Origin of the sequence: Galbibacter mesophilus (genome assembly GCF_023721415.1) — a bacterium.
Lineage (GTDB): Bacteria > Bacteroidota > Bacteroidia > Flavobacteriales > Flavobacteriaceae > Galbibacter > Galbibacter mesophilus.
Map to the genome: position 1 here is coordinate 1387509 of NZ_JAMQVC010000001.1, position 22119 is coordinate 1409627.

21 protein-coding genes are annotated in these 22119 nt (G+C 37.4%); 12 read left to right on the forward strand and 9 right to left on the reverse strand.

Annotation, left to right across the window (positions count from 1 at the left end; genetic code table 11):
- Nucleotides 1-98: 98 nt before the first annotated feature.
- Together NDQ75_RS06045 and NDQ75_RS06050 are read left to right on the forward strand one after the other, a co-directional pair.
- Nucleotides 99-611, forward strand: coding sequence for a DUF6155 family protein (locus NDQ75_RS06045; RefSeq protein WP_202028492.1), 513 nt, complete (start codon nucleotides 99-101; stop codon nucleotides 609-611).
- A gap of 27 nt (nucleotides 612-638) precedes the next feature.
- Entirely contained in the window at nucleotides 639-1094 is a 456-nt protein-coding gene (locus tag NDQ75_RS06050) for a YybH family protein (RefSeq protein ID WP_202028493.1), read from the forward strand.
- A 1-nt stretch (nucleotide 1095) separates the two neighbouring features.
- On the opposite strand, the gene NDQ75_RS06055 is transcribed toward NDQ75_RS06050, so the two are convergent.
- Together NDQ75_RS06055 and NDQ75_RS06060 are read right to left on the reverse strand one after the other, a co-directional pair.
- The gene (locus tag NDQ75_RS06055) at nucleotides 1096-1920 is read right to left on the reverse strand and encodes a ZIP family metal transporter (RefSeq protein WP_202028494.1); all 825 of its coding nucleotides are present in this window, start codon (nucleotides 1918-1920) and stop codon (nucleotides 1096-1098) included.
- A gap of 4 nt (nucleotides 1921-1924) precedes the next feature.
- On the reverse strand, nucleotides 1925-2578 hold the full coding sequence (locus NDQ75_RS06060; RefSeq protein WP_202028703.1) for a metal-dependent transcriptional regulator: 654 nt from the start codon (nucleotides 2576-2578) through the stop codon (nucleotides 1925-1927).
- Nucleotides 2579-2716: 138 nt separating this feature from the next.
- Here NDQ75_RS06060 and NDQ75_RS06065 point away from each other — a divergent pair, with 138 nt between their 5' ends.
- Both NDQ75_RS06065 and NDQ75_RS06070 read left to right on the forward strand, forming a co-directional pair.
- A complete protein-coding gene (locus tag NDQ75_RS06065; RefSeq protein ID WP_202028495.1) occupies nucleotides 2717-3082 on the forward strand; it encodes a hypothetical protein in 366 nt (121 codons plus the stop codon).
- Entirely contained in the window at nucleotides 3063-3713 is a 651-nt protein-coding gene (locus NDQ75_RS06070) for a hypothetical protein (protein WP_202028496.1), read from the forward strand. The genes NDQ75_RS06065 and NDQ75_RS06070 overlap by 20 nt, the downstream gene beginning before the upstream one ends.
- Nucleotides 3714-3737: 24 nt before the next feature.
- Here the strand turns inward: NDQ75_RS06070 and NDQ75_RS06075 are convergent, their stop codons facing one another.
- Nucleotides 3738-4712, reverse strand: a complete 975-nt coding sequence (locus NDQ75_RS06075) for a polyprenyl synthetase family protein (RefSeq protein ID WP_202028704.1) — start codon at nucleotides 4710-4712, stop codon at nucleotides 3738-3740.
- Nucleotides 4713-4841: 129 nt separating this feature from the next.
- Between NDQ75_RS06075 and NDQ75_RS06080 the strand changes: the two genes are divergently transcribed.
- The 4 genes from NDQ75_RS06080 to NDQ75_RS06095 are packed head-to-tail and all read left to right on the forward strand — an operon-like array spanning nucleotide 4842 to nucleotide 11501.
- On the forward strand, nucleotides 4842-5447 hold the full coding sequence (locus NDQ75_RS06080) for a TetR/AcrR family transcriptional regulator (protein WP_202028497.1): 606 nt from the start codon (nucleotides 4842-4844) through the stop codon (nucleotides 5445-5447).
- Nucleotides 5448-5450: 3 nt separating this feature from the next.
- Nucleotides 5451-6818 carry a TolC family protein gene (locus tag NDQ75_RS06085; protein ID WP_202028498.1) on the forward strand — a complete coding sequence of 456 codons (1368 nt, stop codon included), beginning with the start codon at nucleotides 5451-5453 and terminating at the stop codon, nucleotides 6816-6818.
- Between the two features lie 12 nt (nucleotides 6819-6830).
- A complete protein-coding gene (locus NDQ75_RS06090; RefSeq protein WP_202028499.1) occupies nucleotides 6831-7997 on the forward strand; it encodes an efflux RND transporter periplasmic adaptor subunit in 1167 nt (388 codons plus the stop codon).
- A gap of 3 nt (nucleotides 7998-8000) precedes the next feature.
- Nucleotides 8001-11501 carry an efflux RND transporter permease subunit gene (locus NDQ75_RS06095; RefSeq protein ID WP_202028500.1) on the forward strand — a complete coding sequence of 1167 codons (3501 nt, stop codon included), beginning with the start codon at nucleotides 8001-8003 and terminating at the stop codon, nucleotides 11499-11501.
- A gap of 148 nt (nucleotides 11502-11649) precedes the next feature.
- On the opposite strand, the gene NDQ75_RS06100 is transcribed toward NDQ75_RS06095, so the two are convergent.
- On the reverse strand, nucleotides 11650-12744 hold the full coding sequence (locus NDQ75_RS06100; RefSeq protein ID WP_202028501.1) for a PA0069 family radical SAM protein: 1095 nt from the start codon (nucleotides 12742-12744) through the stop codon (nucleotides 11650-11652).
- A gap of 201 nt (nucleotides 12745-12945) precedes the next feature.
- Here NDQ75_RS06100 and NDQ75_RS06105 point away from each other — a divergent pair, with 201 nt between their 5' ends.
- The gene (locus tag NDQ75_RS06105) at nucleotides 12946-14364 is read left to right on the forward strand and encodes a Gfo/Idh/MocA family protein (RefSeq protein WP_202028502.1); all 1419 of its coding nucleotides are present in this window, start codon (nucleotides 12946-12948) and stop codon (nucleotides 14362-14364) included.
- Between the two features lie 482 nt (nucleotides 14365-14846).
- On the opposite strand, the gene NDQ75_RS06110 is transcribed toward NDQ75_RS06105, so the two are convergent.
- The 5 genes from NDQ75_RS06110 to purN are packed head-to-tail and all read right to left on the reverse strand — an operon-like array spanning nucleotide 14847 to nucleotide 19404.
- Nucleotides 14847-16745 carry an amidophosphoribosyltransferase gene (locus NDQ75_RS06110; protein WP_202028503.1) on the reverse strand — a complete coding sequence of 633 codons (1899 nt, stop codon included), beginning with the start codon at nucleotides 16743-16745 and terminating at the stop codon, nucleotides 14847-14849.
- Nucleotides 16746-16790: 45 nt separating this feature from the next.
- Nucleotides 16791-17717 (reverse strand): PfkB family carbohydrate kinase, encoded by a 927-nt coding sequence (locus tag NDQ75_RS06115; RefSeq protein ID WP_202028504.1) that lies wholly within the window; start codon nucleotides 17715-17717, stop codon nucleotides 16791-16793.
- A 26-nt stretch (nucleotides 17718-17743) separates the two neighbouring features.
- Nucleotides 17744-18343 (reverse strand): START domain-containing protein, encoded by a 600-nt coding sequence (locus NDQ75_RS06120; RefSeq protein ID WP_202028505.1) that lies wholly within the window; start codon nucleotides 18341-18343, stop codon nucleotides 17744-17746.
- A gap of 31 nt (nucleotides 18344-18374) precedes the next feature.
- Nucleotides 18375-18848, reverse strand: coding sequence for a ribonuclease HI (gene rnhA / locus NDQ75_RS06125; RefSeq protein ID WP_202028506.1), 474 nt, complete (start codon nucleotides 18846-18848; stop codon nucleotides 18375-18377).
- Nucleotides 18835-19404 (reverse strand): phosphoribosylglycinamide formyltransferase, encoded by a 570-nt coding sequence (gene purN, locus NDQ75_RS06130; RefSeq protein ID WP_202028507.1) that lies wholly within the window; start codon nucleotides 19402-19404, stop codon nucleotides 18835-18837. Before purN ends, rnhA begins: the two co-directional genes overlap by 14 nt.
- 308 nt (nucleotides 19405-19712) lie before the next feature.
- Between purN and NDQ75_RS06135 the strand changes: the two genes are divergently transcribed.
- The 3 genes from NDQ75_RS06135 to rnc all read left to right on the forward strand — a co-directional run bounded on the left by NDQ75_RS06135 (nucleotide 19713) and on the right by rnc (nucleotide 22051).
- Nucleotides 19713-19946, forward strand: coding sequence for an acyl carrier protein (locus NDQ75_RS06135; RefSeq protein ID WP_008989958.1), 234 nt, complete (start codon nucleotides 19713-19715; stop codon nucleotides 19944-19946).
- A gap of 100 nt (nucleotides 19947-20046) precedes the next feature.
- The gene (fabF, locus tag NDQ75_RS06140; protein WP_202028508.1) at nucleotides 20047-21297 is read left to right on the forward strand and encodes a beta-ketoacyl-ACP synthase II; all 1251 of its coding nucleotides are present in this window, start codon (nucleotides 20047-20049) and stop codon (nucleotides 21295-21297) included.
- 13 nt (nucleotides 21298-21310) lie between these two features.
- Nucleotides 21311-22051 (forward strand): ribonuclease III, encoded by a 741-nt coding sequence (gene rnc / locus NDQ75_RS06145; protein ID WP_202028509.1) that lies wholly within the window; start codon nucleotides 21311-21313, stop codon nucleotides 22049-22051.
- The last annotated feature ends 68 nt before the right edge of the window (nucleotides 22052-22119 follow it).

Here is a 22119-nt window from a genome sequence, read left to right on the forward strand (position 1 = left end):
CTCCGTAGCGCTGCTATGCAGCGTATAAAAGTAAAAATCTAATGCAAAAATCCCTATTTTTCGCTTCAATTTTAAAAGTTTAAATGAGTTCATAGCCTATGTCCAAACGCGATTTAAAAAAATATCTTTCCGAATTAAAAAAAGCAGAACTCGAAGACCAGATTATCGATTTGTACAATCGCTTCAAAGAGGTAAAAACGTATTATGATTTTGTTTTTAATCCGAAAGAAGATCGGCTCGTAGATGAAGCAAAGGCAAAAATATCCAACGAATATTTTCCAATTACACGAAAACGTGCCAAAGCTCGGCGTTCTGTTGCGCAGAAGTACATAAAACATTTTAAAACACTTGGAGTGAATCCGTTGCTCATTGCAGATGTAATGTGGTATAATTTGGAGATTGCACAGACATTCGATAGGGAAAGGCGTATAAAAAAAGATGCCTTTTACAAAAGTATGGCACGTTCTTTTGATGAAGCGGTAAAGTTTACGTTGCAAAACGGACTCATAAACGAGTTTAAAGAACGTTTACTAGTGGTTTTTCAAGAAGCAGAAGCCAATAACTGGCCGTATCTATCCTCTATGGAGCGTACACTCGATTTAATTGATTAAATTAAGGGTTTCTAAAAGTTCATAAAAATGTCAAAGTTAATTATATCTCTCACCTTGATTTTACTGGTCGGATACGTAAATGTATTCGCTCAAGAAAAGATTTCCAATATCAATAAATCAGAAATTTTAGAGGTTTTAAAAAATCAGGAAGATGCCTGGAATCGTGGAGACATTCCTGCTTTTATGGAAGGATATTGGAAATCTGATGATTTAGCATTCGTCGGAGCTTCTGGACCTATTTTTGGCTGGAAAGCCACTAAAGAAAGATACCTAAAAAGTTATCCCGATACCACCGGAATGGGCAAACTTACTTTTAAAGTGATTAAAATACAGCAAGTAAAAGAAAATATAGCCCAAGTAATAGGTTCTTTTCATTTAAAACGATCCATTGGCGATGCAAGTGGTTATTTTACATTAGTGTGGCGAAAATTCAATAATCAATGGCTCATCATTAGTGATCATACTTCGGCTAGCAGCAATTAATTTACCCCAAAGCTACATCCAACGTCATCATAACGATAAATCCTGCAATAAATCCAAGTGTGGAAATATCGGTGTTATTGGCTTGTTGCGATTCTGGCACCACTTCTTCAATCACTACAAATATCATAGCTCCGGCTGCAAAACACAGTGCGTAGGGTAGAATAGGTTCAAAAGTCAAAACCGCCCATGCGCCAAGAACTGCGGCCAAGGGTTCCACGGCAGCAGATAAATGTCCGTAGTTGAAACTCTTCCATCGGCTTAAACCAAGTCCGCGTAACGGCATTGCTACCGCAAAGCCTTCAGGAAAGTTTTGAATTCCAATTCCCATAGCCAAAATTACGGCGCCTTCAATAGAGGCCTCTGGAATTCCTGCGGCAACTCCGCCAAACAAAACACCAATTGCCAGTCCTTCAGGGATATTGTGCATCGTGATAGCCAAAGTAAGCAACACCGATTTATGCCAAGGGGTTTTTATACCCTCGCTTTCACTCATTTTAAAATTCACATGTAAATGCGGCAGTACTTTATCCAAAGCAAAAATAAACAAAGCGCCAAGGGCAAAGCCGGTAACGGCCGGAATAGTTTTCATAAAACCTTCGCCATCGCTCATTTCAATTCCCGGAGCGAGAAGACTCCAAAAACTGGCAGCAACCATTACGCCGCCGGTAAAGCCAAGCATCCCATCAAAGAGTTTTCGGTTCATTTTTTTGAAGAAGAATACCAGTGAGGCTCCCAATCCGGTTAATCCCCAAGTGAATAAAGTAGCATAAAAAGCAGCTAATGTAGGGTCTAATTCTTTTAAGTAGTTTACAATGTCGTTAAACATATAGTTAGTTTATTTTTAAGTAAATATTATTGGCTGTTAATGCAGATATACTGGTTTTTTCTCCGTCAAGATTAATCATCACGGAATTATCAAAGGGTTCTTTGTGTAAAATGGTAATCTCTTTACCGAGTGAAATCCCTAGCTTATCCAAATACCTTAAAAAATCGGATGAAGAATCTTTCACCCCAATTACAATTCCCTTTTCATTATTCTTGGCAGAAGAGAGCAATATTTTTTCCACTTTGGTGATATTACCGTGTTTATCGGGTATTGGGTCGCCGTGTGGGTCAGTCCGCGGAAAATCTAAAAAAGCATCCAGTTTTTCAATCAGTTTTTCGCTTTTTATATGTTCTAATTCCTCAGCTATTTCGTGGACTTCATCCCAAGAGAAATTTAGTTTTTCAACAAGAAAAAACTCCCAAAGACGGTGTTTCCGTATAATTTTAGCGGCATAAGACTTGCCTTTGTCCGTCAATCGGGCACCTTGATATTTTTTATAATGAACAACATCCTTTTCAGCCAATTTTTTCATCATATCGGTTACAGAAGACGCCTTGCTGTCCATTTGCGCTGCAATAGCATTGGTGGAAACATTACCTTTGTCATCTTTAGATAAGTGATAAATAGCCTTTATGTAATCTTCTTCAGAAAGAGTCATGATATCATTTTTCGTTAACAAAAATACAGTTTTAGTTTTAAAAAACAAGATTTTTAGAAATGTCTAAAAAATTATTTAATGTTGTGTTTTTCAGTTCAAAGTATAGGAAAATAATTATTTTAGTTGAAAATATTACTTATGAAGTTTTTGTCCTTTTTATTACTTTCCCTAATGCTGAATTTCTCTGCGGCACAGACGAATATTGATGAAACCGCAGTGCTAAAAAGCAAAGAGGAAACGACATTGCATATTGCTGCCAATAAAGGGGATTTAATTGAAATTGCCATTAAAAGAACGGAAGGAAAGAAAATATCCCAATTTTATTTGACCGCGCTGAAGGACGATAAGCGAATTTTGAATGAGGAAAATTTTAAGCGATTCAAAGGTGATGTCACTTCTTCAGAAAGGTCTGTTTACGAGTTGAATTTTAAAAATGAAACAACCCAGCCGATAGCGTTTTCCATACTCGTGAAAATTAACTCTTTTGGGGAAAGAGTATGCTGAATTGGATTATAAAACGATTCAAGACACCGTTTATGGCGATGAAAAGAGAGTTGTTGAAACAGTTGAAAAATTAGAGCCTAAAACTATTCAGAAGGAACAATTTTATCTAAACAGTAAATCGAACGCGTTGGTAAAAGGCGGTAAAGACCGAACTGTGTTTCCTATCTATCTGCCTGAGAATACAAAAGAGTGGTATTATGTGCTTTCTGCCAATCGTGATGAAGAAGCAGTCAAAAATACTGCGAAAACGTTCAGTTTAGCATCCGAGCTGTCAAGATACCTCGATACGGATGCGAGTTCCATCTCTAGCGGAGTGGGAAATTTACATGCACCTCCTGGCGCACACATTTGTGATGTTTATTTATTGGACAGCGAGCAAGCAAGTCTTTTTAGAGCCAATGAGAATTTCACATTTTCTATGGACGGAACCCGGGAAAATTACAAATCTGGCGTTGTTAGAGTAAAAGATACACCAAGCCAAAAGTGGTATTTAGGGATTAAAAATCCCGATAATCTTTATGGCATTCACATAACGATAGAGGTAGTTGCAATTACCGCCGTAGAAGAAACTATAGTGAAGTTTAAGCGAACACCGGAAATACATGAAAGAAAAATTCCGTTTGTTAAGTAAAAAAGGTCTAGTTGTAAATTAAATTTAAACTTCCCTTCCCATCAACATATTGGCAAAGTTTCTAAGAATTTCTTTTTTAGATGTATCAATGTTCAATTCCTCCAATAAATCCAGGGCTTTAGCAGTGTAGGCTTCAATAGCTAACAATGTTTCATTGGCGCCACCACTGCTTTTCATTAATTCCTTTACGGAAGAAATTTTATCCGTGGTATCCGTTGGGTTTATTTCGAATAAATGTTTTAGTTGCGCAGCTTCTTCCGAAGAAAGGTTTTGCATTGTTTTTAAGTAGAGGTATGTTTTCTTATTCTCAATAATGTCGCCACCAACTTGTTTTCCGAAGGTTTTGGGATCGCCAAAGGCATCTAGGTAATCATCTTTCAGTTGAAAAGCAATACCTAGATTCAATCCGAAATCGTAAATCTTTTGGCACTCTTTTTTATCCGCTTTGCCTATAATTGCGCCCATTTTCATGGCAGCAGCCACCAGAACAGCCGTTTTGTAGGTGATCATTTTCAAGTATTCGTCGATTGTAACATCGTCCCTCGTTTCAAAATCTACATCGTATTGTTGTCCTTCGCATACCTCAATGGCTGTTTTGCTAAAAAGTTTAGCAAGGCTTTTAAAGGTATCTGCTTCGTAATTTTCAAAAAATTGGTAGGCCACAATAAGCATGGCATCTCCCGAGAGGATTCCTGTATTGAGGTCCCACTTTTCGTGTACGGTTTCTTTTCCTCTTCGCAAGGGAGCGTCATCCATAATGTCATCGTGTACTAAGGAGAAATTATGAAAAATCTCTACCGCCATTGCAGCATGCATCGCTTCTTTATGATTGTTACCAAATATATCGGCAGTTAATAAGGTGAGAACAGGCCGTAAACGCTTTCCGCCCAAATTTAAAATGTATTGAATAGGCTCGTAGAGATTGGTGGGTTCTTTTGTAACAATAGTTTGATTTAAGTGACTAATAAACGCCTCTCTATAGGCTGCGATACTCAACATATGGGTCAATTTTTTTGCTAAAATACCATAAATCGATTTTCTGTCCATTCGATTTGTATGTTAAATAACGGTAAAACTTTGGAAACTTTTATTGTTTTTAAAGTTTCCTCGCCTATATTTGCACCCTGTATGAAAGACAAAATTTTAGATAAATCCACCGAAATGTTTTTAACCTTAGGGTTTAAGAGCGTTACTATGGACGATATTGCGGAATCCCTAGGGATTTCCAAAAAGACCATTTATCAGCATTATAAAACCAAAGCGGCTTTGGTAGAGGCTGCGGTGCTTTACTTGTTCGATTCCATTTGTAACGGTATCGATTTTATATGTGAAGCTTCAGAAAATCCAATTGAAGAGCTTTTTCATATAAAAAAGTTTGTGAGTGAATACTTAAAAGATGATAAATCATCGCCTCAATTTCAGCTAAAGAAATATTATCCAAAAATCTATGATCGTATTATCTGGAAACAATTTGAAGTGATGTACGACAGTTTGAAAGAAAATTTAGAAAAAGGTATAGCAAGTGGGATTTACAGACCAGAAATTGATATCGATTTTATTGCCCGTATTTATTTTAGTGGAATGGTGAGTGTAAAAGACACCGATTTATTTCCTTCGAGCACGTATATCCCTTCAGTAATTACGGAAAAATTTCTAGAGTATCACATTAGGGCTATCGCAACAGAAAACGGACTGAAGATTTTGAATGAATTTATTAACGAAAACAATAACTAACAGATGAGGACACTTTCCATCTTATTTATATTATTAATCACAACTTTTGGGTATACTCAAGAGAGGAGCTACAGTTTTTCTTTGGAAGAGGCCATTAATTTTGCCTTGGATAGCAGTTATTCTGCCATAAATTCCAGAAGGGAAATAGCAAAATCCATTAAGAAAAAGTGGGAAACTACGGCTGCTGGTTTGCCGCAAATAAACGGTGTTGTAGATTATCAAAATCAGCTTAAGCAGCCGGTTACGCCGATTCCTGGAGAATTTGTAGGAGGTGAACCTGGTACTTTTGTACCCGTTGTTTTTGGAGTTAAGCAAAACGCCTCTTTAACCGCTACGCTAACCCAGTTAATATTCGACGGGTCCTATTTGGTAGGATTACAGGCAGCAAAGGTTTTTGTTGATTTTAACGAAAATGCCAACGAAAAAACACTTCTCGAAGTTCGAAAGGGGGTAATAAATGCCTACGGAAGTGTACTGGTAACCCAAGAAGGACTTACTATTTTGGAGAATAACCTGGCTACTTTGCAAGACAATTTAAAGGAAACAAAAGCCTTGTTTGAAAACGGTTTTGCTGAAGAAGAAGATGTAGAGCAATTACAAATTACCACAGCTCAAGTAGAAAACGACTTAAAAAACACACGTAGGCTAGAAGGCATTGCGAAAGAAATGCTCAATTTGGCGCTAGGAATTCCCGTTAATACCGAAGTTTATTTAGAAGATAACCTAGAGAAACTGGCACAAGAAAGCATTGGGATGGCACTTACCGAAACCGAATTCAGTTTTGAAAATAATGTTGATTACAGGATTGCCAAGAATCTCACCGAGCAACGGGAATTGGAGGTGAAGCTAGAAAAGAGTAAAGCACTTCCTTCTATAAATGGTTTTGTTAACTATGGGACATCTGCTTTCGACAATGAATTTGTGTTTTTTGATAACGATACTCCTTGGTTTCAATCCTCCATTTTAGGGGTGAGTATGAACATTCCTATTTTCAGTTCGTTGCAAAGGAGCGCTAGGACACAACAGGCAAAAATAGCTTTGGAGCAATCCAAAACGGATTTCATACAGGCGCAGCAGGAAATAAATTTAGAACTCGACAGGGCTAAAAGCAACTTTACTTTTGCTATTGAAAACTATTACACTTCCGAAGAAAACTTAAAGCTAGCCGAAAGAATAGAAGATAAAAACTTAATAAAATACAGGGAGGGAATTACCACTAGTTTTGATTTAAGGCAAGCACAGACTCAGTTATACACAGCACAAAGGGAATATATAAATTCTATGTTGGATGTAATTGATGCCAAAGCCAATTTAGAAACTGTTTTAAATACGCCCGACGTTACCAATAGAAATCAAGAAAATCAGCAATAAAAATTAAAATAGATGAAAAATACATACATAACCATACTAACGGCAATCATTATGGCTTCCTGCGGAGGCGGTAATAAAAGTTCTGTAGAAGAAACTATAGAAAGTGGTGACTTAGAAGCCATGAAGGCAAAACGGGAGGAAGTAACGCTTCAGCATGATGAATTAGGGGTTCAGCTGAAGCAACTAAACGACGCCATCAAAGCGCTAGACACCACACAAAATTTGGTCCTCGTAACTGCTTTTAAAGCGAAAGACACACTGTTTAATCATTACGTAGAATTGCAGGGAAGTGTTAGCACAAAGGAAAACATCGTTATTAATGCTGAATATTCTGGAGTACTGGAAGAAGTATTGGTAAAAGAAGGACAAAAAGTAAGAAAAGGCCAAGTGCTTGCCCGAATTGATGATGGCGGTATGGGAGCTCAATTAACACAGTTGAAAGCACAGGCTAATTTGGCGCAAACTACTTACGAACGTCAAAAAAGACTTTGGAAACAGAATATTGGTTCTGAAATACAATACTTGCAGTCCAAAACGCAATACGAATCAACTGAAAGTGCCGTGAAGCAAATGGAAAGTCAACTGGGCAAGACAAAAGTGATTGCTCCATTTTCGGGAACTATCGAAGAGATAATTTCTGACCAAGGTTCCAATTTAACCATGGGAACACCAATTATGCGTATTGTAAGTTTAGATAATATGTACATTGAAACAGAGGTTCCGGAGAAATATTTAACGAGTATTGAAAAAGGGACCGATGTTATAGCAGAATTTCCTGTTATAAACACCAAAATTGAAACCGAAATAAGACAGGTAAGTAATTACATCAATCCGGGAAACCGTTCCTTCAAAATTGAAATTGGTGTGCCTAATGAAAATGGGAACATTAAACCAAATTTAACTTCAAAAGTTATAATTAACGATTACACCAGCGAGAACGCTATTTTAATTCCGCAAAGTGTTATTTCTGAAAATGCAGCTGGGGAACAATATGTTTATGTGGCCACGAATGTAAAAGCGGATGGAGAGGCAGAAGTACACCGTAAAATCATAGAAACCGGTAAAACTCAAGATGATTTGGTAGAAGTGGTTAAAGGAATTAAAGCCGGAGACCAAGTAATTAAGGAAGGCGCCAGAAGTGTGCAAGAAGGACAGAACGTAAAAATATTAAAGCAGTAGTACATGAGCAAGATTAATAAAAATGCCGATAAGGAATTTGTACTATCGTCATGGGCTATAGAAAACAAGACCACCATCTACGTGATGATTGCCATTGTGCTGGTACTTGGTATTTCTGCCTATTTCGGGATGCCTCGTGAATCTTTTCCAGAGGTTAAAGAAACCAAGATTTACATAAGCACACCTTATCCAGGGAATACAGCTGAAGATATTGAACGTTTAATTACCGACCCACTTGAGGACGAACTTAAAAACGTAAGTAATGTTGTTGAAATTTTATCAACTTCTCAAGAGGATTATTCAATAATTACAGTTGAATTTGATGAGGATATTACCGTAGAAGCCGCCAAACAAAAGGTGAAAGATGAGGTAGATGCTGAAAAAGCTGGTGAAGATTGGCCAGTTTTTAATGGCGCAAAAGTAGAACCAAATGTATTCGACCTTAACCTATCGGAAGAAATGCCAATTCTTAATATCAACATTCAAGGAAATTATCCTGTTGATAAATTGAAAGAATACGGGGAATATTTAGAAGATAAAATTGAAGACTTGCCCGAAATAAAACAAGTAGATATTCGCGGGGCACAGGAAAAAGAAGTGGAGGTAGCTGTAGATGTTTACAAAATGATGGCTGCCAAAGTAAGTTTTGATGACGTTCTAAACACCATTAGAAACGGAAATGTTACCATGTCTGCCGGGAACATGATTGTAAGCGGACAAAGAAGGACTATTCGTATTCTTGGGGAAATTGAAAAGCCTAAAGAACTCAATAATTTTGTGGTGAAGTCGCAAGACGGTGTGGTTTACCTGCGGGATATAGCAGATATAAGTTTTAAGGAAGAAGATAAAACAACCTTTGCAAGAGAATTTGGAGAGAGTGTTGTAATGCTCGACGTTAAAAAGAGAGCTGGAAAAAACATGATTGAAGCTTCCGAAAAGATTACGGAAATTATTAAAAAGGCTAGAAAGGAATATTATCCACCAGACCTTTCCATTACGGTTGCTAACGACCAATCCTCACAGACCTTGAACCAAGTAAACGATTTGGTAAATAACATCATTTTTGGGATTATTCTCGTGGTTGGGGTTTTAATGTTCTTTTTAGGATTTAGGAATGCGCTTTTCGTTGGTTTTGCAATCCCAATGTCCATGTTTATGTCGTTTATGATTTTACAAGGACTGGGTTATACACTAAACACCATGATTCTTTTTGCACTAATCATGGGACTCGGGATGTTGGTAGATAACGGTATTGTGGTGGTAGAAAACGTTTACCGATTGATGGATGAAGAAGGAATGTCGCGAGTTGAAGCTGCCAAGAAAGGTATTGGTGAGATTGCATTTCCTATCATTATTTCTACTGCCACAACGGTTGCGGCTTTTATTCCGTTGGGAATGTGGCCAGGCGTTATGGGAGAATTTATGAAATACTTTCCAATTACACTTTCTGTGGTGCTGGGTTCGTCGCTATTCGTGGCTATTTTCATGAACTCCATGCTGGTTTCGGAATTTATGAATGTTGGTGAGAAAAAACTTACCAGAAAACAACTTATTAGATTAAGTATTATTTTGGGAGTACCCGGACTTTTAATTTTGATTTTCGGCGGTGCCATTCGTGGAATTGGAACATTAATGCTCTTTACCGCAATTATGTTTTGGGTGTATCGATATTGGTTAAAAGGTACAGCTAACTATTTCCAAAGAAATACGCTTGTATGGCTAGAAGATAAATACCAAAACTTCCTTAAATCTTCTTTAATGGGGTGGAAGCCTGTACTTTTTGTCGGTGGAACCTTCGTCATGCTTATCGTTGTTTTTATGTTGTTTGGAGCTTCTTTGGGAAGTGGGCGTACAAAAGTGGAATTTTTCCCAGATAATAAACCCAACCAGATTATAGTTTATATTGAATATCCTCAAGGAACGGATATCAATAAAACAAATGCAATTACCAAAGAAATCGAGAAACGTGTATACAATGTTTTAAACGACAAAGAATACATGGATGGCGGTTATAATTTTATGGTGGAGTCTGCTGTTTCGCAAGTTGGTGAAGGTGCTGGAAACCCTCAAACCGATGGAGGTTCTTCAGCAGAAATGCCTCACAAGGCTAAAATTACAGCCACCATGCGAGAATATAAATACCGACGTGGAAAAGATAGTGAGAAACTTCGGAAGAAAGTACAAGAGGCGCTTAAAGGAGTTTTTCCTGGAATTGCCATTTCAGTTGAAAAGGATGCTGTTGGTCCGCCAGCTGGTTATCCTATAAATATTGAATTGAGCGGAGAGGATTACGATCAACTTATTGCGGATGCCGAAAAAATGAGGGATTACATCAATTCCAGAAATGTGGCCGGTGTTGAAGAACTTAAAATTGATGTAAACAAGGGGAAACCTGCCATGGTGGTTGAGGTTGACCGGGAAAAAGCCGGAGAACTTGGCGTAGCTGTTGGACAAGTTGGAAATCAGTTGAGGCGTTCAATTTTTGGTGAAAAAGCAGGAATCTATAAGGAGGACGGCGACGATTATGATATTTATGTTCGCTTTAATAAAGACTTGCGTTACAATCCCGATGCATTGTTTAATCAGAAAATAATTTTTAGGGATCAAGCAACTGGTCAAATTAAAGAAATACCAGTTTCTGCCGTGGCCAAACGCAAGAATACTTCTTCATTCAGTGCGATTAAACACCGTGACCTTAAACGGGTTGTGACTGTTTATTCCGGACTCGCACCAGGTTATACCGATGCTGGTGCAGTGGTTGGAAAGATTCAAAAGGAAATGCGGAATTTCGATATTTCTTCTGATATAAATGTGGATTATACCGGACAATTGGAGGAGCAGCAAAAACAAATGAATTTCTTGATGAGCGCCTTTTTTGCGGGATTAGGATTGATAATGCTGATTTTAATTTTCCAATTCAGTTCAATTTCCAAGCCTACCATCATCATGATTGCCATCTTTTTAAGTTTCATAGGTGTATTTGGTGGTCTCATGATTACCGGTTGGTCGTTTGTTATTATGATGACCATGATGGGAATTATCTCCTTGGCGGGTATCGTGGTAAACAACGGGGTAGTACTGTTGGATTATGCGCAAATTCTTATTGATAGACGAAAAATTAAATTGGGTCTAACGGAAAACTCCGATTTACTTCCGAAGAAAGACATGAAAGAAGTATTGGTAATGGCCGGGCGCGCTAGATTAAGGCCTGTATTGCTTACGGCTATTACGACAATTTTAGGTTTAATTCCGTTAGCAATCGGTTTGAATATCGACTTTTTCTCGTTGTTTTCTCAATTTGATGCTCAAATTTACATGGGAGGTGATAACGTAATATTTTGGGGGCCTCTGGCTTGGACAGTAATTTTCGGACTGTTTATCGCTACTTTCCTTACATTGATTATTGTTCCGTTATTATTTTACATCGTGTATTGGGTGAAAATGAAGTTTAGAAATAAAAAAGACGATGTAATTGAAAAAATAGGAGAAGCTTCTCCGGTGTAGTAGCATTTTTTAATTCAGTAGATAGTTACTGCTGAAAAGAAACTGTCAGCTTAGGTTAGTCAAACAGGTTTATCTTTAACCCTTCGCCAAACTTGAGCTGACAGTTTTTTATTTATAACCTTTTCTGAAGCTGAATAATGGTATAAGTCTAAAACAAACTAGTTTGTCCGTGTTGGTTCTGTTGTAAAATATGTCTTTGCATTTCAAATAAATCATGATTAAGTTTTGGGAATTCAGAGTCTTGAAAATATTGTTGTTTTGCAATACGAATAAGCGCGTGTATCTGTTCTGCAATTTTGCCTTCTCCTGTTTTCCGGACACCAAATCTACTATCGTTGAGCGTTCCACCGTGGCATTCTGCTATTTGATGTAAAACTTTTTCTGCTTTATCGGGCATGGATTTCCGAATCCAGTCGCTAAAAATTTCACCAATGGAACCGTTCAATCGAACCATGGTAAACGCAATAGATTTTGCGCCATACTCTTTTACGGTTTTTGCCAATGGAAGAATTTCATGACTGTTAATGCTCGGTATAATTGGGGCAATCATAACATTTACTGGGATATTGTTCTCGCTTAAAAGCTTTACTGTTTCCAATCTTTTTTTAATACTAGCTGTACGGGGCTCCAAAATTCGCCTGGTTTCTTCGCTCAAAGAAGTTATTGAAATATTTACGCCTATCAATCCTTCAGAAGCTAAATCCTTTAGAATGTCTAGGTCTTTTTTTATGTAGGCATTTTTGGTTATTATGCCCACAGGATGTTTGTATTTTAAAAACACTTCCAAACATTTTCGAGTGATTTTAAATTTTTGTTCCGCAGGTTGGTAACAATCGGTATTTCCAGCCATTACAATCGTCTTGGCTTGCCATTTTTTACTAAGCAATTTTTGTTCTAGAAGTTGAGGTGCGTTCTTTTTTACGAGTATTTTACGTTCAAAGTCCAATCCTGCACTGTAACCCCAATATTCGTGGGAATTTCTCGCATAGCAGTAAATACAGCCATGTTCACAACCTTGGTAGGGGTTCATAGAATAGTTCATGCCAACATCGGGGCTAGTAACCTTGTTAACAATAGTCTTTGGGAAAACCTCTAAATACTGAGTTTCATTTTTAGTAGCTTCCTCACCCTCCAGCCGGCAATACTCCAGGAAATCATCCCGCAATTCATGGGAAAATTCAAAAAATTTGTTATCTGTATTCAGCTGTGCGCCTCTTCCTTTTATATAATTTTTGTTGGACATATTCCAAAATTAAGGAAAAAATCCATTCATTAAATTGAATTCTACTCCAAATTTTTTGTGTATCTTTTTTGCTGTTTTTTTAATTAACCTTGAAAATTTTAAAGATTCCATAATGAAACACCTAGAATTAAGCTTAAATCACCAATCGTAATGCTAATTTGGGTGTTCCATGTAACCACTAAAAACAATTAATAATTACACATGAAACGAAGAAACTTTATTAAAAATGCAGCTGCAGCAGGAAGTGCCTTTTACATCATCCCTTCCCATGTGATGGGAGGAGAGCACATACCGCCAAGTGATACACTTTACATGGTTGGTATTGGTGTTGGTGGAAGAGGAAAGCAAGTAGTAGAAGAGTTACACAATACTAAAAAGGTAAAATTTGTTGCCTTTTGTGACGTCGATGATAGACGTGCCAAAAACACGTATCAAGCTTTTCCTGATGTAAAAACGTATAAAGATTACAGAAAGGTTTACGATAAGCACTTAAAAGATATTGATGCATTTATGGTTGCTACACCAGACCATACGCATGCAACAATTGCGCTGCCTTTTATGAAAGCTAAAAAACATGCCTATGTAGAAAAGCCGTTAACGCACAATATCTACGAGGCGAGATTGCTAACCGAAATAGCCAAGAAACATGGTATTGTGACCCAAATGGGGAATCAAGGAAGTTCTTCAGATGGCATTCGCACCGCCAAAGAATGGATTGATGCTGGTGTTCTTGGAAAAGTGAATAGAGTAGATTGTTGGACAAACAGACCTGTTTGGCCACAAGGGAATAAAATTATTACAGAATCAGAGCCCGTACCAGAAGGTTTGGATTGGGATTTATGGTTAGGCCCTGCAAAAGACCGCCCATACAACTCTGCTTATATGCCATTTAAATGGCGCGGATGGTGGGATTTTGGAACGGGAGCTTTAGGTGATATGGGTTGCCACATTATGGAAACGCCTTTTAATGTACTCAACTTAGGTTACCCAACTGAAGCACAAGCAAGTTGTACGGTGCCTTGGGTCAAAGATTTCGTGCCAGGAAACTTTGAAGACGCTTGTCCGCCTTCATCTGTAGTGAGATTGAAATTTAATTCTAAAACCCAAGGTGATGTGTCTTTGAATTGGTACGATGGCGGAATGCGTCCGGAGTTCCCAGAACACATCCAAGACTCTGAAACCATTGGCGACGGTGGCGGTGGAAGTATATTCTACGGAGAAAAAGGTGTTATGATTACTGATACCTATTCTGCAAATCCGAGAATTCTAAATTATTATAAAGATAAAGTGGGCGCTTTCCCAGCGCAAAGTTTGAAGCGCGTTGAAAACGGACATGCAGGTAATTTTGTGGAAGGATGTCTTACAGGTTCTAAAACTTCATCACCTTTCTCTTATGCCGGACCGTTAACAGAAGCTGTTCTTATGGGTAATTTAGCCATACGTGCCTTCCAGTACAAGAAATTAAATGATGAAGGTGAAAGAATGAGCGAATGGGAGTTTGAAGCTTCGCCAGGAAGAAAACGTCTTTTGTGGGATGGAGAAAACATGAAAGTCACCAATTTCCCTATTGCTGAAAGGTGGATTAAAAGAGAATACAGAGAAGGTTGGGAACTTTCTTAACTTTAAAACTATATTCTAAAAAATGCTCGTATTCGTACGGGCATTTTTTTTGTTTTCATTTTCTGAAGAAAGGAGTAAAGTGGAGTTGAATAATTTCCAAATGGGGTAAAAATAAAAAGGACGGAAGTTAATCCGTCCTTTTTGCCCCAAATCTTACCATGAACTTAACCTACTTATGCTATGGTATTGGCTAAAGTATGCTGAATATTGATTTCGGTAAAAATTATTAGGTGTAATACACGTTTTATAGATAAAGTGTATTTTCTATATAAATTACTTGATAGGATATTTTTTTGGAAGAAGTTAAAAATTTTAGAAAAGTAACAAAAATAAAAAGGACGGAAGTTAATCCGTCCTTTTTGCCCCAAATCTTACCATGAACTTAACCTACTTATGCTATGGTATTAGCAAAGATAAGAACAGAATATTATTTATAAGTTAAGAATCAGTTAAATTGCGCATTTTAACGACAAAATACATTTTTAATAAGCTCTTCCCTGTACGCCTTCATAGAAGTTCATGAACGATCTATTCACCACACGGTTTCCTCCCGCGGTTGGATAATTTCCTGTAAAGTACCAGTCACCAAGGTTTTTAGGACAAGCGGCGTGTAAGTTTTCTACAGTTTGGTAGATGATTTTTACTTCGGCCTTCATTCCTTCTGGACACAACAATTCTGAAATTTTTTGTGAAATCTCCTCATCGCCGAAAGGTTCATAAAAAGCTTGAACTGCATTTTTTACTTCAGCATCTGGTAATTCAACTTGATCTTTACAGTTTTTGTAAATTTCTTCAACGATACCGGCAGTTCCCCTTTCTTCGTGCAATGCTAAGGCAGCCTTAAAAGCAATTAAATCTTCCATTCTTGCCATATCGATACCATAACAATCGGGGTAGCGTATTTGAGGCGCCGAAGAAACAACTACGATAGCTTTTGGCTGCAAGCGGTCTAATATGCGTAAAATACTTTTCTTTAGCGTTGTTCCTCTTACAATACTGTCATCAATAATTACTAAGTTGTCTGTTGGTTTTACAGAGCCGTAGGTAACATCGTAAACGTGTGTCACCAAATCGTCTCGGCTGCTATCTTCCGTAATAAACGTTCTTAGTTTAGCATCCTTAATGGCTACTTTTTCAATGCGAGGTCGTTTGGAAAGTATTTCGTGAAGACGCTCGCTCGTTAAATTAGCACCTTCTTTCAATATTTCCTGCTCTTTCTTTTCGTTTAAAAAATCCTGAGCCTGTTTTACCATTCCGTAAAACGAAGTTTCCGCAGTATTTGGTATGTAAGAGAATACCGTGTTTTCAATATCCTCGTCAATCGCTTTTAATATCTTCGGAAGTAAAAGGCGTCCAAGATTTTTTCTTTCTTGATATATTTCGGCATCACTTCCTCTTGAAAAATAGATACGTTCAAAAGAACAAGCTTTGCGCTCCAACGGTTCAAGTATTTTTTTGGTTGAAGTTGAACCGTCTTTTTTAATGATAATCGCCTTTCCAGGATCCAGTTCTTGAACGTCTTCAAAATTTACATTGAAAACAGTCTGTATTACCGGTCTTTCTGAAGCTACAACTACTACTTCATCATCTTTGTAATAATAGGCTGGTCGAATCCCGGCAGGATCCCTTAGTACAAAAGCGTCCCCGTGACCAATAAGTCCGGCCATGGCATAACCCCCATCGAAATTTTTGGCTGCTTTCTTTAGAATCTTGGAAACTTTAAGTCTGTCAGCAATCAACGGAGAGGCTTCCATTTTGGTGAAGCCTTCCTTTTTAATTTCTTTGTAAAGCTTCGCAACGGCATCATCTAGGAAATGACCAATTTTTTCCATTACCGTAATGGTGTCTGCCTTTTCTTTTGGATGCTGACCTAAACGAATTAAGTTCGAAAACAACTCGTTTACATTGGTCATATTAAAATTCCCAGCTACAATCAAGTTTCTGTGCATCCAATTGTTTTGGCGTAAGAAAGGGTGAACACTTTCAATGCTGTTTTTGCCAAACGTTCCATAACGCACATGTCCCAACATTAGCTCGCCAAGGTAAGGGATTTCTTTTTTTTGAACTTCAATACTGTCGTTGTATTCTGGATGTTCTTTTAGTTCGTCGTTAATACGGGAATTTATCTGGTTAAAAATATCCTGTATAGGTTGCGATTGGTTAGAACGTACACGACTCATGTAGCGCTCGCCTGGTTGCATGTTTAATTTTATGCTTGCAAATCCTGCTCCATCCTGCCCGCGGTTGTGCTGCTTTTCCATCATGAGGTACATTTTATTTATACCATAAAATGCAGTCCCATACTTTTCTTTGTAGTATTCTAACGGTTTAAGTAACCTAACCAAGGCAATTCCACATTCGTGTTTAATAGCGTCACTCATTGTATTCGAATAAAAAAAACCCTAAAAATTAGGGCAGTAGTTTATTTATGTAAGTTTTATATCAAATTGTGTAAGACTCTTAAATTGTTGGAGCCTTTTAAATACTTCTTCGTGGGATAAGTTTTGGAGTCGTTTGGTGCCAAATTTCTCAACGTTGAAAGAAGCTAAGTTTGAACCGTGAATTACGGCGTTCTTCATATTTTCAAATGAATAATCATCTGTTTTCGCTAGATATCCCGAGAATCCGCCTGCAAAAGTGTCTCCCGCGCCAGTAGGATCAAATACTTCTTCCAGTGGTAAAGCCGGTGCAAAGAAAACATCTCCGTTATGGAAAAGTAAGGCGCCGTGCTCTCCTTTTTTAATTACCACGTATTTTGGTCCCATTGCGTGAATTTTTTCAGCAGCTTTAACCAAGGAATATTCGCCGGACAATTGTCTAGCTTCTTCGTCATTAATAGTAATAACGTCTACTTTTTCAATTACTTTCATGAGGTCGTCCAAAAAACTATCCATCCAGAAATTCATAGTGTCCAAAATAATTAGTTTCGGACGAACTTCCATTTGTTCAATTACACTTAATTGGACGGAAGGATTTAGATTTCCTAACATAACAATCTCTGCATCCTTAAAATGGTGTGGCACTTTTGGATTAAAATCGGCCAGAACATTTAACTGAGTCTCTAAAGTATCTCTTGAATTAAGATCGTTATGGTATTTACCGCTCCAAAAAAACGTTTTACCACCTTTTACTACTTCAATAGCACTAATATCTATGTTGTTTTCAGCAAAAAGATCTAAGTATTTTTGAGGGAAATCATCTCCCACTACCGAAACGATGGCACTTTCTACATCAAATTGAGATGCAGCCAAACCTATAAAAGGCGCAGCTCCACCAAGAATTTTATCTGTTTTACCAAAAGGAGTCTCGATAGCATCAAAAGCTACGCTTCCTACAATTAGTAATTTACCCATGAAATAATTTTTTTGCAAATATAGGTTTAGTTTTCCAGTATTTCTTTCAGATTTTCAAAAGAATGAAAAGGGAAGGAGGTGAGTATAGAATTTACAAGCCATGAAGGAATGGTTCCCTTGGGATCTCCATACATTTGTTGTGTGATTTCTACCGTATTCTCATCAATTTCGTTAATAAGCCAAAAACCTTTAAAATTTTCAATTCTAATGGTGTTGTATTCCGGTAGCCTTAAAATTGTATCCGCTGGGGATATATCGATTTTGTAATTTTTTGGACTGATTTTTTCTACGGAAACCTTGCAGACGTGGTCTCGGTCCGTAATTGGCCAGGGAAGGTCATTTTTCATCCAAAAGATGTATTCCTTATCGGATACTTTTAGGAGCGTTTCACTTTCTGGGGTTTTGTGATTCCAGTTTTTCAGGCCGTTTCCGTTGGTAATTATACTAACAACATTTTCTACGGAAGTATTTGCAATCAACACCGCTTTATACTCGTTGATTTTGGTAGAGTCCAATTCGCGAGTGTAAACTTTTATGTTGTTGGCGCTTCTTTTAAGTTCCCATTCTTGGGCGTGAGCAGAAAGGCCTAAAAAGATGAAACAAGTAATAAAAAATAAAACTTTCATGAGGGAATTTTAAGTTGTTATTTTTTTTGCGTTACGGTTGGGTTTGTTCAAACCCTTTATCAATTTTTAAGTTATTTTTTTTAGAGGCTTCAACAGCCAAAAAATCGCATCTTTCGTTTTGGGGATGGTTATTATGTCCTTTAATCCATTGAAAACTTACTTTCTGCTTTCTGTATTCTTTTAAGAAATCAATCCATAAATCCGGATTCTTTTTGTCTTTAAAGCTTTTCTTCTCCCAACCAAAGACCCAACCTTTCTCTACTGCGTCCACTACATATTTAGAATCAGAAAAAACTTTTACCAAAGTATTGCTTTTTTTTAATTTTTTCAAAGCTTCGGTTACGGCCATAAGTTCCATGCGGTTATTGGTGGTTTTTTTAAACCCTTCTGAAAACTCTTTTCTGTAAGGCTTGCCAACCCATTCCATTACAATACCGTAACCGCCCGGGCCAGGATTTCCTCGTGAAGAACCGTCAGTATAAATATGTACATCATGCTTGTTCATTCAATACTTTTTCAATGATTTCAGGAAAGTGCATATATTCCAATTGATGAATTTTTTGGGCAACATCTTCTGCAGTATCGCTTGGCAAAACAGTTGTTTTTGCTTGGAAAATGATATTTCCTTCGTCGTAATTTTCATTTACATAATGAATAGTGATACCAGATTCCGTTTCTTTTTGTGTTACTACCGCTTCGTGCACATGCATTCCATACATTCCTTTTCCGCCAAACTTTGGCAACAAAGCCGGGTGTATATTAATGATTTTATTTGGAAATGCTTGAGTGATTTCCGTAGGAACCTTCCAAAGGAATCCAGCCAAAACGATTAAATCGGGCTTTAATGTTTGTAAGATTTGTAGTATGTGTCCGTTATTAAAAGCGATTTTGTTGAAAGAAATGGCACTTTTGCCATAATTGTTAGCCCGGTTAAGTACCATAGCATCCCTCTTGTTGGACAAAACTAAAGTTACTTCGGCCAAGGAAGATTTTTCGAAATGCTTGATGATGTTTTCTGCATTAGTTCCAGAACCTGATGCGAATATGACGATATTTTTCACTTGTTTAAATTTAAATGTTACAAAATGCCCTTTTAATCAGTTTACTATTTTAAACCGAAGCCAGAACGCAATCCTCAATTTATTAAAGTAAGATTATTTTTGTTAGAGCCCTATTATGGGCTTTTATGAGTGTTATGTTGGTTCTATTTCTAGGCAAAAAAAGGAATAATTATTTAGAAAGAGAAGGTGAAAATTAAATAGTTGAAATAAAAATTATTAACTTTAAAAGCACATTTTAGCTTCAAAACGTTTTTTTAAAGCAAAGTTTTTTATTTTTGCCAACAATTAAATTTTAAAACAAAAAAATTATGTCAGACATTGCATCAAGAGTAAAAGCGATTATCGTAGACAAATTAGGTGTAGATGAAAACGAGGTTGTGCCAGAAGCAAGCTTCACAAACGATCTAGGCGCAGACTCATTAGACACTGTGGAATTAATTATGGAGTTTGAAAAAGAATTCGACATCCAGATTCCAGACGATCAAGCTGAAAACATTGCTACTGTTGGCCAAGCGGTTAAGTATATAGAAGAAGCAAAGTAAACGTTTTTATAAAGAAATAGACCAAAAAATTTATTCATGCTATATTGCGTGAATAAATTTTTTTGGTAGATTATTATTTATCAGAATAAAAAATATTCAGATGAAATTAAAGCGAGTTGTAGTAACAGGATTAGGAGCATTAACCCCCATAGGGAATACTGTAGACGAATATTGGAACAGTCTTTTAAATGGCGTTAGTGGAGCTGCTCCAGTAACCCATTTTGATGCTGAAAAATTTAAAACGCAATTCGCCTGTGAAGTTAAAAACTTCGATCCAACCAACTTTATAGACAGAAAAGAAGCGCGCCGTATGGATCGCTTCGCTCAATATGCCATGGTAACGGCAGATGAAGCCTTGAAAGACTCTGGACTTGACATCGAAAAGGTGAACAAGTATAGAGTAGGCGTTATTTGGGGGGCCGGAATTGGAGGATTGGAAACTTTTCAAGAAGAAGTAACCAATTATGCGCTTGGTGACGGAAGTCCTAGGTTCAACCCTTTCTTTATCCCTAAAATGATTGCAGATATTGCCCCTGGATTGATTTCCATTAAAAATGGATTCATGGGTCCAAATTACACTACGGTGTCTGCATGTGCATCTTCAGCCAATGCTATTATCGATGCTTTAAATTCCATTCGCTTAGGAACTACCGACGTAGTAATTACAGGAGGTTCTGAAGCAGCAGTTACTGCTGCTGGAATGGGTGGATTTAATGCTATGCACGCTATGAGTACCCGAAACGACGACCCAAAAACAGCATCAAGACCTTTTGATGCAAATCGGGACGGTTTTGTTTTGGGAGAAGGCTCTGGAGCGTTGGTGCTAGAAGAGTATGATCACGCAGTTGCACGTGGTGCAAAAATTTATGCTGAAGTAATTGGTGGCGGATTATCATCTGATGCTTACCACATGACGGCTCCGCATCCTGAAGGGATTGGTGTAGTAGCTGTAATGGAAAACTGCCTTAACAACGCCGGACTAAAACCGGAAGATGTAGATACCATAAATACACATGGTACTTCTACTCCTCTTGGGGATGTTGCAGAATTGAAGGCTATTGGTAAAGTGTTTGGTGAAAACGCATACAACATTAATATCAATTCTACTAAATCCATGACGGGTCACTTATTAGGAGCCGCAGGTGCAGTAGAAGCGATTGCCTCTATTTTAGCAATAGAGCACGGTGTTGTGCCTCCAACTATTAACCATTCTACAAAGGATGAAAATATTGATCCTAAGCTTAATTTAACCCTAAATGAAGCGCAAAAGAGAGATGTTAAGGTTGCTATGAGTAACACCTTCGGATTTGGTGGTCATAATGCCTGTGTGATGTTTAAAAAGCTAGATTAGTTAAAAATACTGAATGAAGATCATTCGAAAAATATTAAATTCCCGGTCACAAGATGACGGGGATTTTTTTTTAGAAATCTGGCAGATTTTAGGTTTTAAACCTAAAGACATCAATCTCTACAAAAAAGCGTTTACGCATCGATCCTACAATATAAAAGACGAAAATGGTCTTCCTGTAAACTACGAACGTCTAGAATTTTTGGGGGACACTATGTTGGGTTCTATTATTTCCAATTATCTTTATAATGAAGTGCCCGATGGAGACGAAGGATACCTTACTAAAATGCGGTCTAAGATTGTAAGTAGGGAACACTTGAACGAACTGGGGAAAGATTTAAACCTTATAAAATTTGTAAAAAGTAAGATTCCAAACGAACATTTTGGTGATAACATTCATGGAAATGTTTTTGAAGCTTTGGTAGGCGCTATTTTTCTGGACCGTGGTTTTGTGTATTGTGAGCGTTTTATTCACAAAAGAGTAATTGTGCCCTATGTAGATATAGAAAGTTTGGAAGGAAAGATTATTAGTTACAAAAGCCTGATAATTGAATGGTGCCAAAAAGAAAAAAAGGAATTTCTATTTGATACATACGAAGACAACGGAAACGATGAATTAAAGCATTTTGCCGTAAAACTTTTCATTAATAAAAAAGTGGTTGCCAAAGCTAGGGCTACCTCTAAGAAGAAAGCAGAAGAAAGCGCTGCTAAAAGAGCATACTACGCGCTACAGGATAAAATTGATGATTTTCTGTAATTATTATTTTATTGTAAACTATAACGTTTTCGCTTTAAAATACAGACAATCAGTCGTTGAAAAGTTGC

Bases quoted from the DNA above. Each gene is read 5' to 3' on its own strand.
- NDQ75_RS06045 (WP_202028492.1), top strand. From the start codon at position 99: ATGTCCAAACGCGATTTAAAAAAATATCTTTCCGAATTAAAAAAAGCA.
- NDQ75_RS06050 (WP_202028493.1), top strand. From the start codon at position 639: ATGTCAAAGTTAATTATATCTCTCACCTTGATTTTACTGGTCGGATAC.
- NDQ75_RS06055 (WP_202028494.1), bottom strand. From the start codon at position 1,920: ATGTTTAACGACATTGTAAACTACTTAAAAGAATTAGACCCTACATTA.
- NDQ75_RS06060 (WP_202028703.1), bottom strand. From the start codon at position 2,578: ATGACTCTTTCTGAAGAAGATTACATAAAGGCTATTTATCACTTATCT.
- NDQ75_RS06065 (WP_202028495.1), top strand. From the start codon at position 2,717: ATGAAGTTTTTGTCCTTTTTATTACTTTCCCTAATGCTGAATTTCTCT.
- NDQ75_RS06075 (WP_202028704.1), bottom strand. From the start codon at position 4,712: ATGTTGAGTATCGCAGCCTATAGAGAGGCGTTTATTAGTCACTTAAAT.
- NDQ75_RS06080 (WP_202028497.1), top strand. From the start codon at position 4,842: ATGAAAGACAAAATTTTAGATAAATCCACCGAAATGTTTTTAACCTTA.
- NDQ75_RS06085 (WP_202028498.1), top strand. From the start codon at position 5,451: ATGAGGACACTTTCCATCTTATTTATATTATTAATCACAACTTTTGGG.
- NDQ75_RS06090 (WP_202028499.1), top strand. From the start codon at position 6,831: ATGAAAAATACATACATAACCATACTAACGGCAATCATTATGGCTTCC.
- NDQ75_RS06095 (WP_202028500.1), top strand. From the start codon at position 8,001: ATGAGCAAGATTAATAAAAATGCCGATAAGGAATTTGTACTATCGTCA.
- NDQ75_RS06100 (WP_202028501.1), bottom strand. From the start codon at position 12,744: ATGTCCAACAAAAATTATATAAAAGGAAGAGGCGCACAGCTGAATACA.
- NDQ75_RS06105 (WP_202028502.1), top strand. From the start codon at position 12,946: ATGAAACGAAGAAACTTTATTAAAAATGCAGCTGCAGCAGGAAGTGCC.
- NDQ75_RS06110 (WP_202028503.1), bottom strand. From the start codon at position 16,745: ATGAGTGACGCTATTAAACACGAATGTGGAATTGCCTTGGTTAGGTTA.
- NDQ75_RS06115 (WP_202028504.1), bottom strand. From the start codon at position 17,717: ATGGGTAAATTACTAATTGTAGGAAGCGTAGCTTTTGATGCTATCGAG.
- NDQ75_RS06120 (WP_202028505.1), bottom strand. From the start codon at position 18,343: ATGAAAGTTTTATTTTTTATTACTTGTTTCATCTTTTTAGGCCTTTCT.
- rnhA (WP_202028506.1), bottom strand. From the start codon at position 18,848: ATGAACAAGCATGATGTACATATTTATACTGACGGTTCTTCACGAGGA.
- NDQ75_RS06135 (WP_008989958.1), top strand. From the start codon at position 19,713: ATGTCAGACATTGCATCAAGAGTAAAAGCGATTATCGTAGACAAATTA.
- fabF (WP_202028508.1), top strand. From the start codon at position 20,047: ATGAAATTAAAGCGAGTTGTAGTAACAGGATTAGGAGCATTAACCCCC.
- rnc (WP_202028509.1), top strand. From the start codon at position 21,311: ATGAAGATCATTCGAAAAATATTAAATTCCCGGTCACAAGATGACGGG.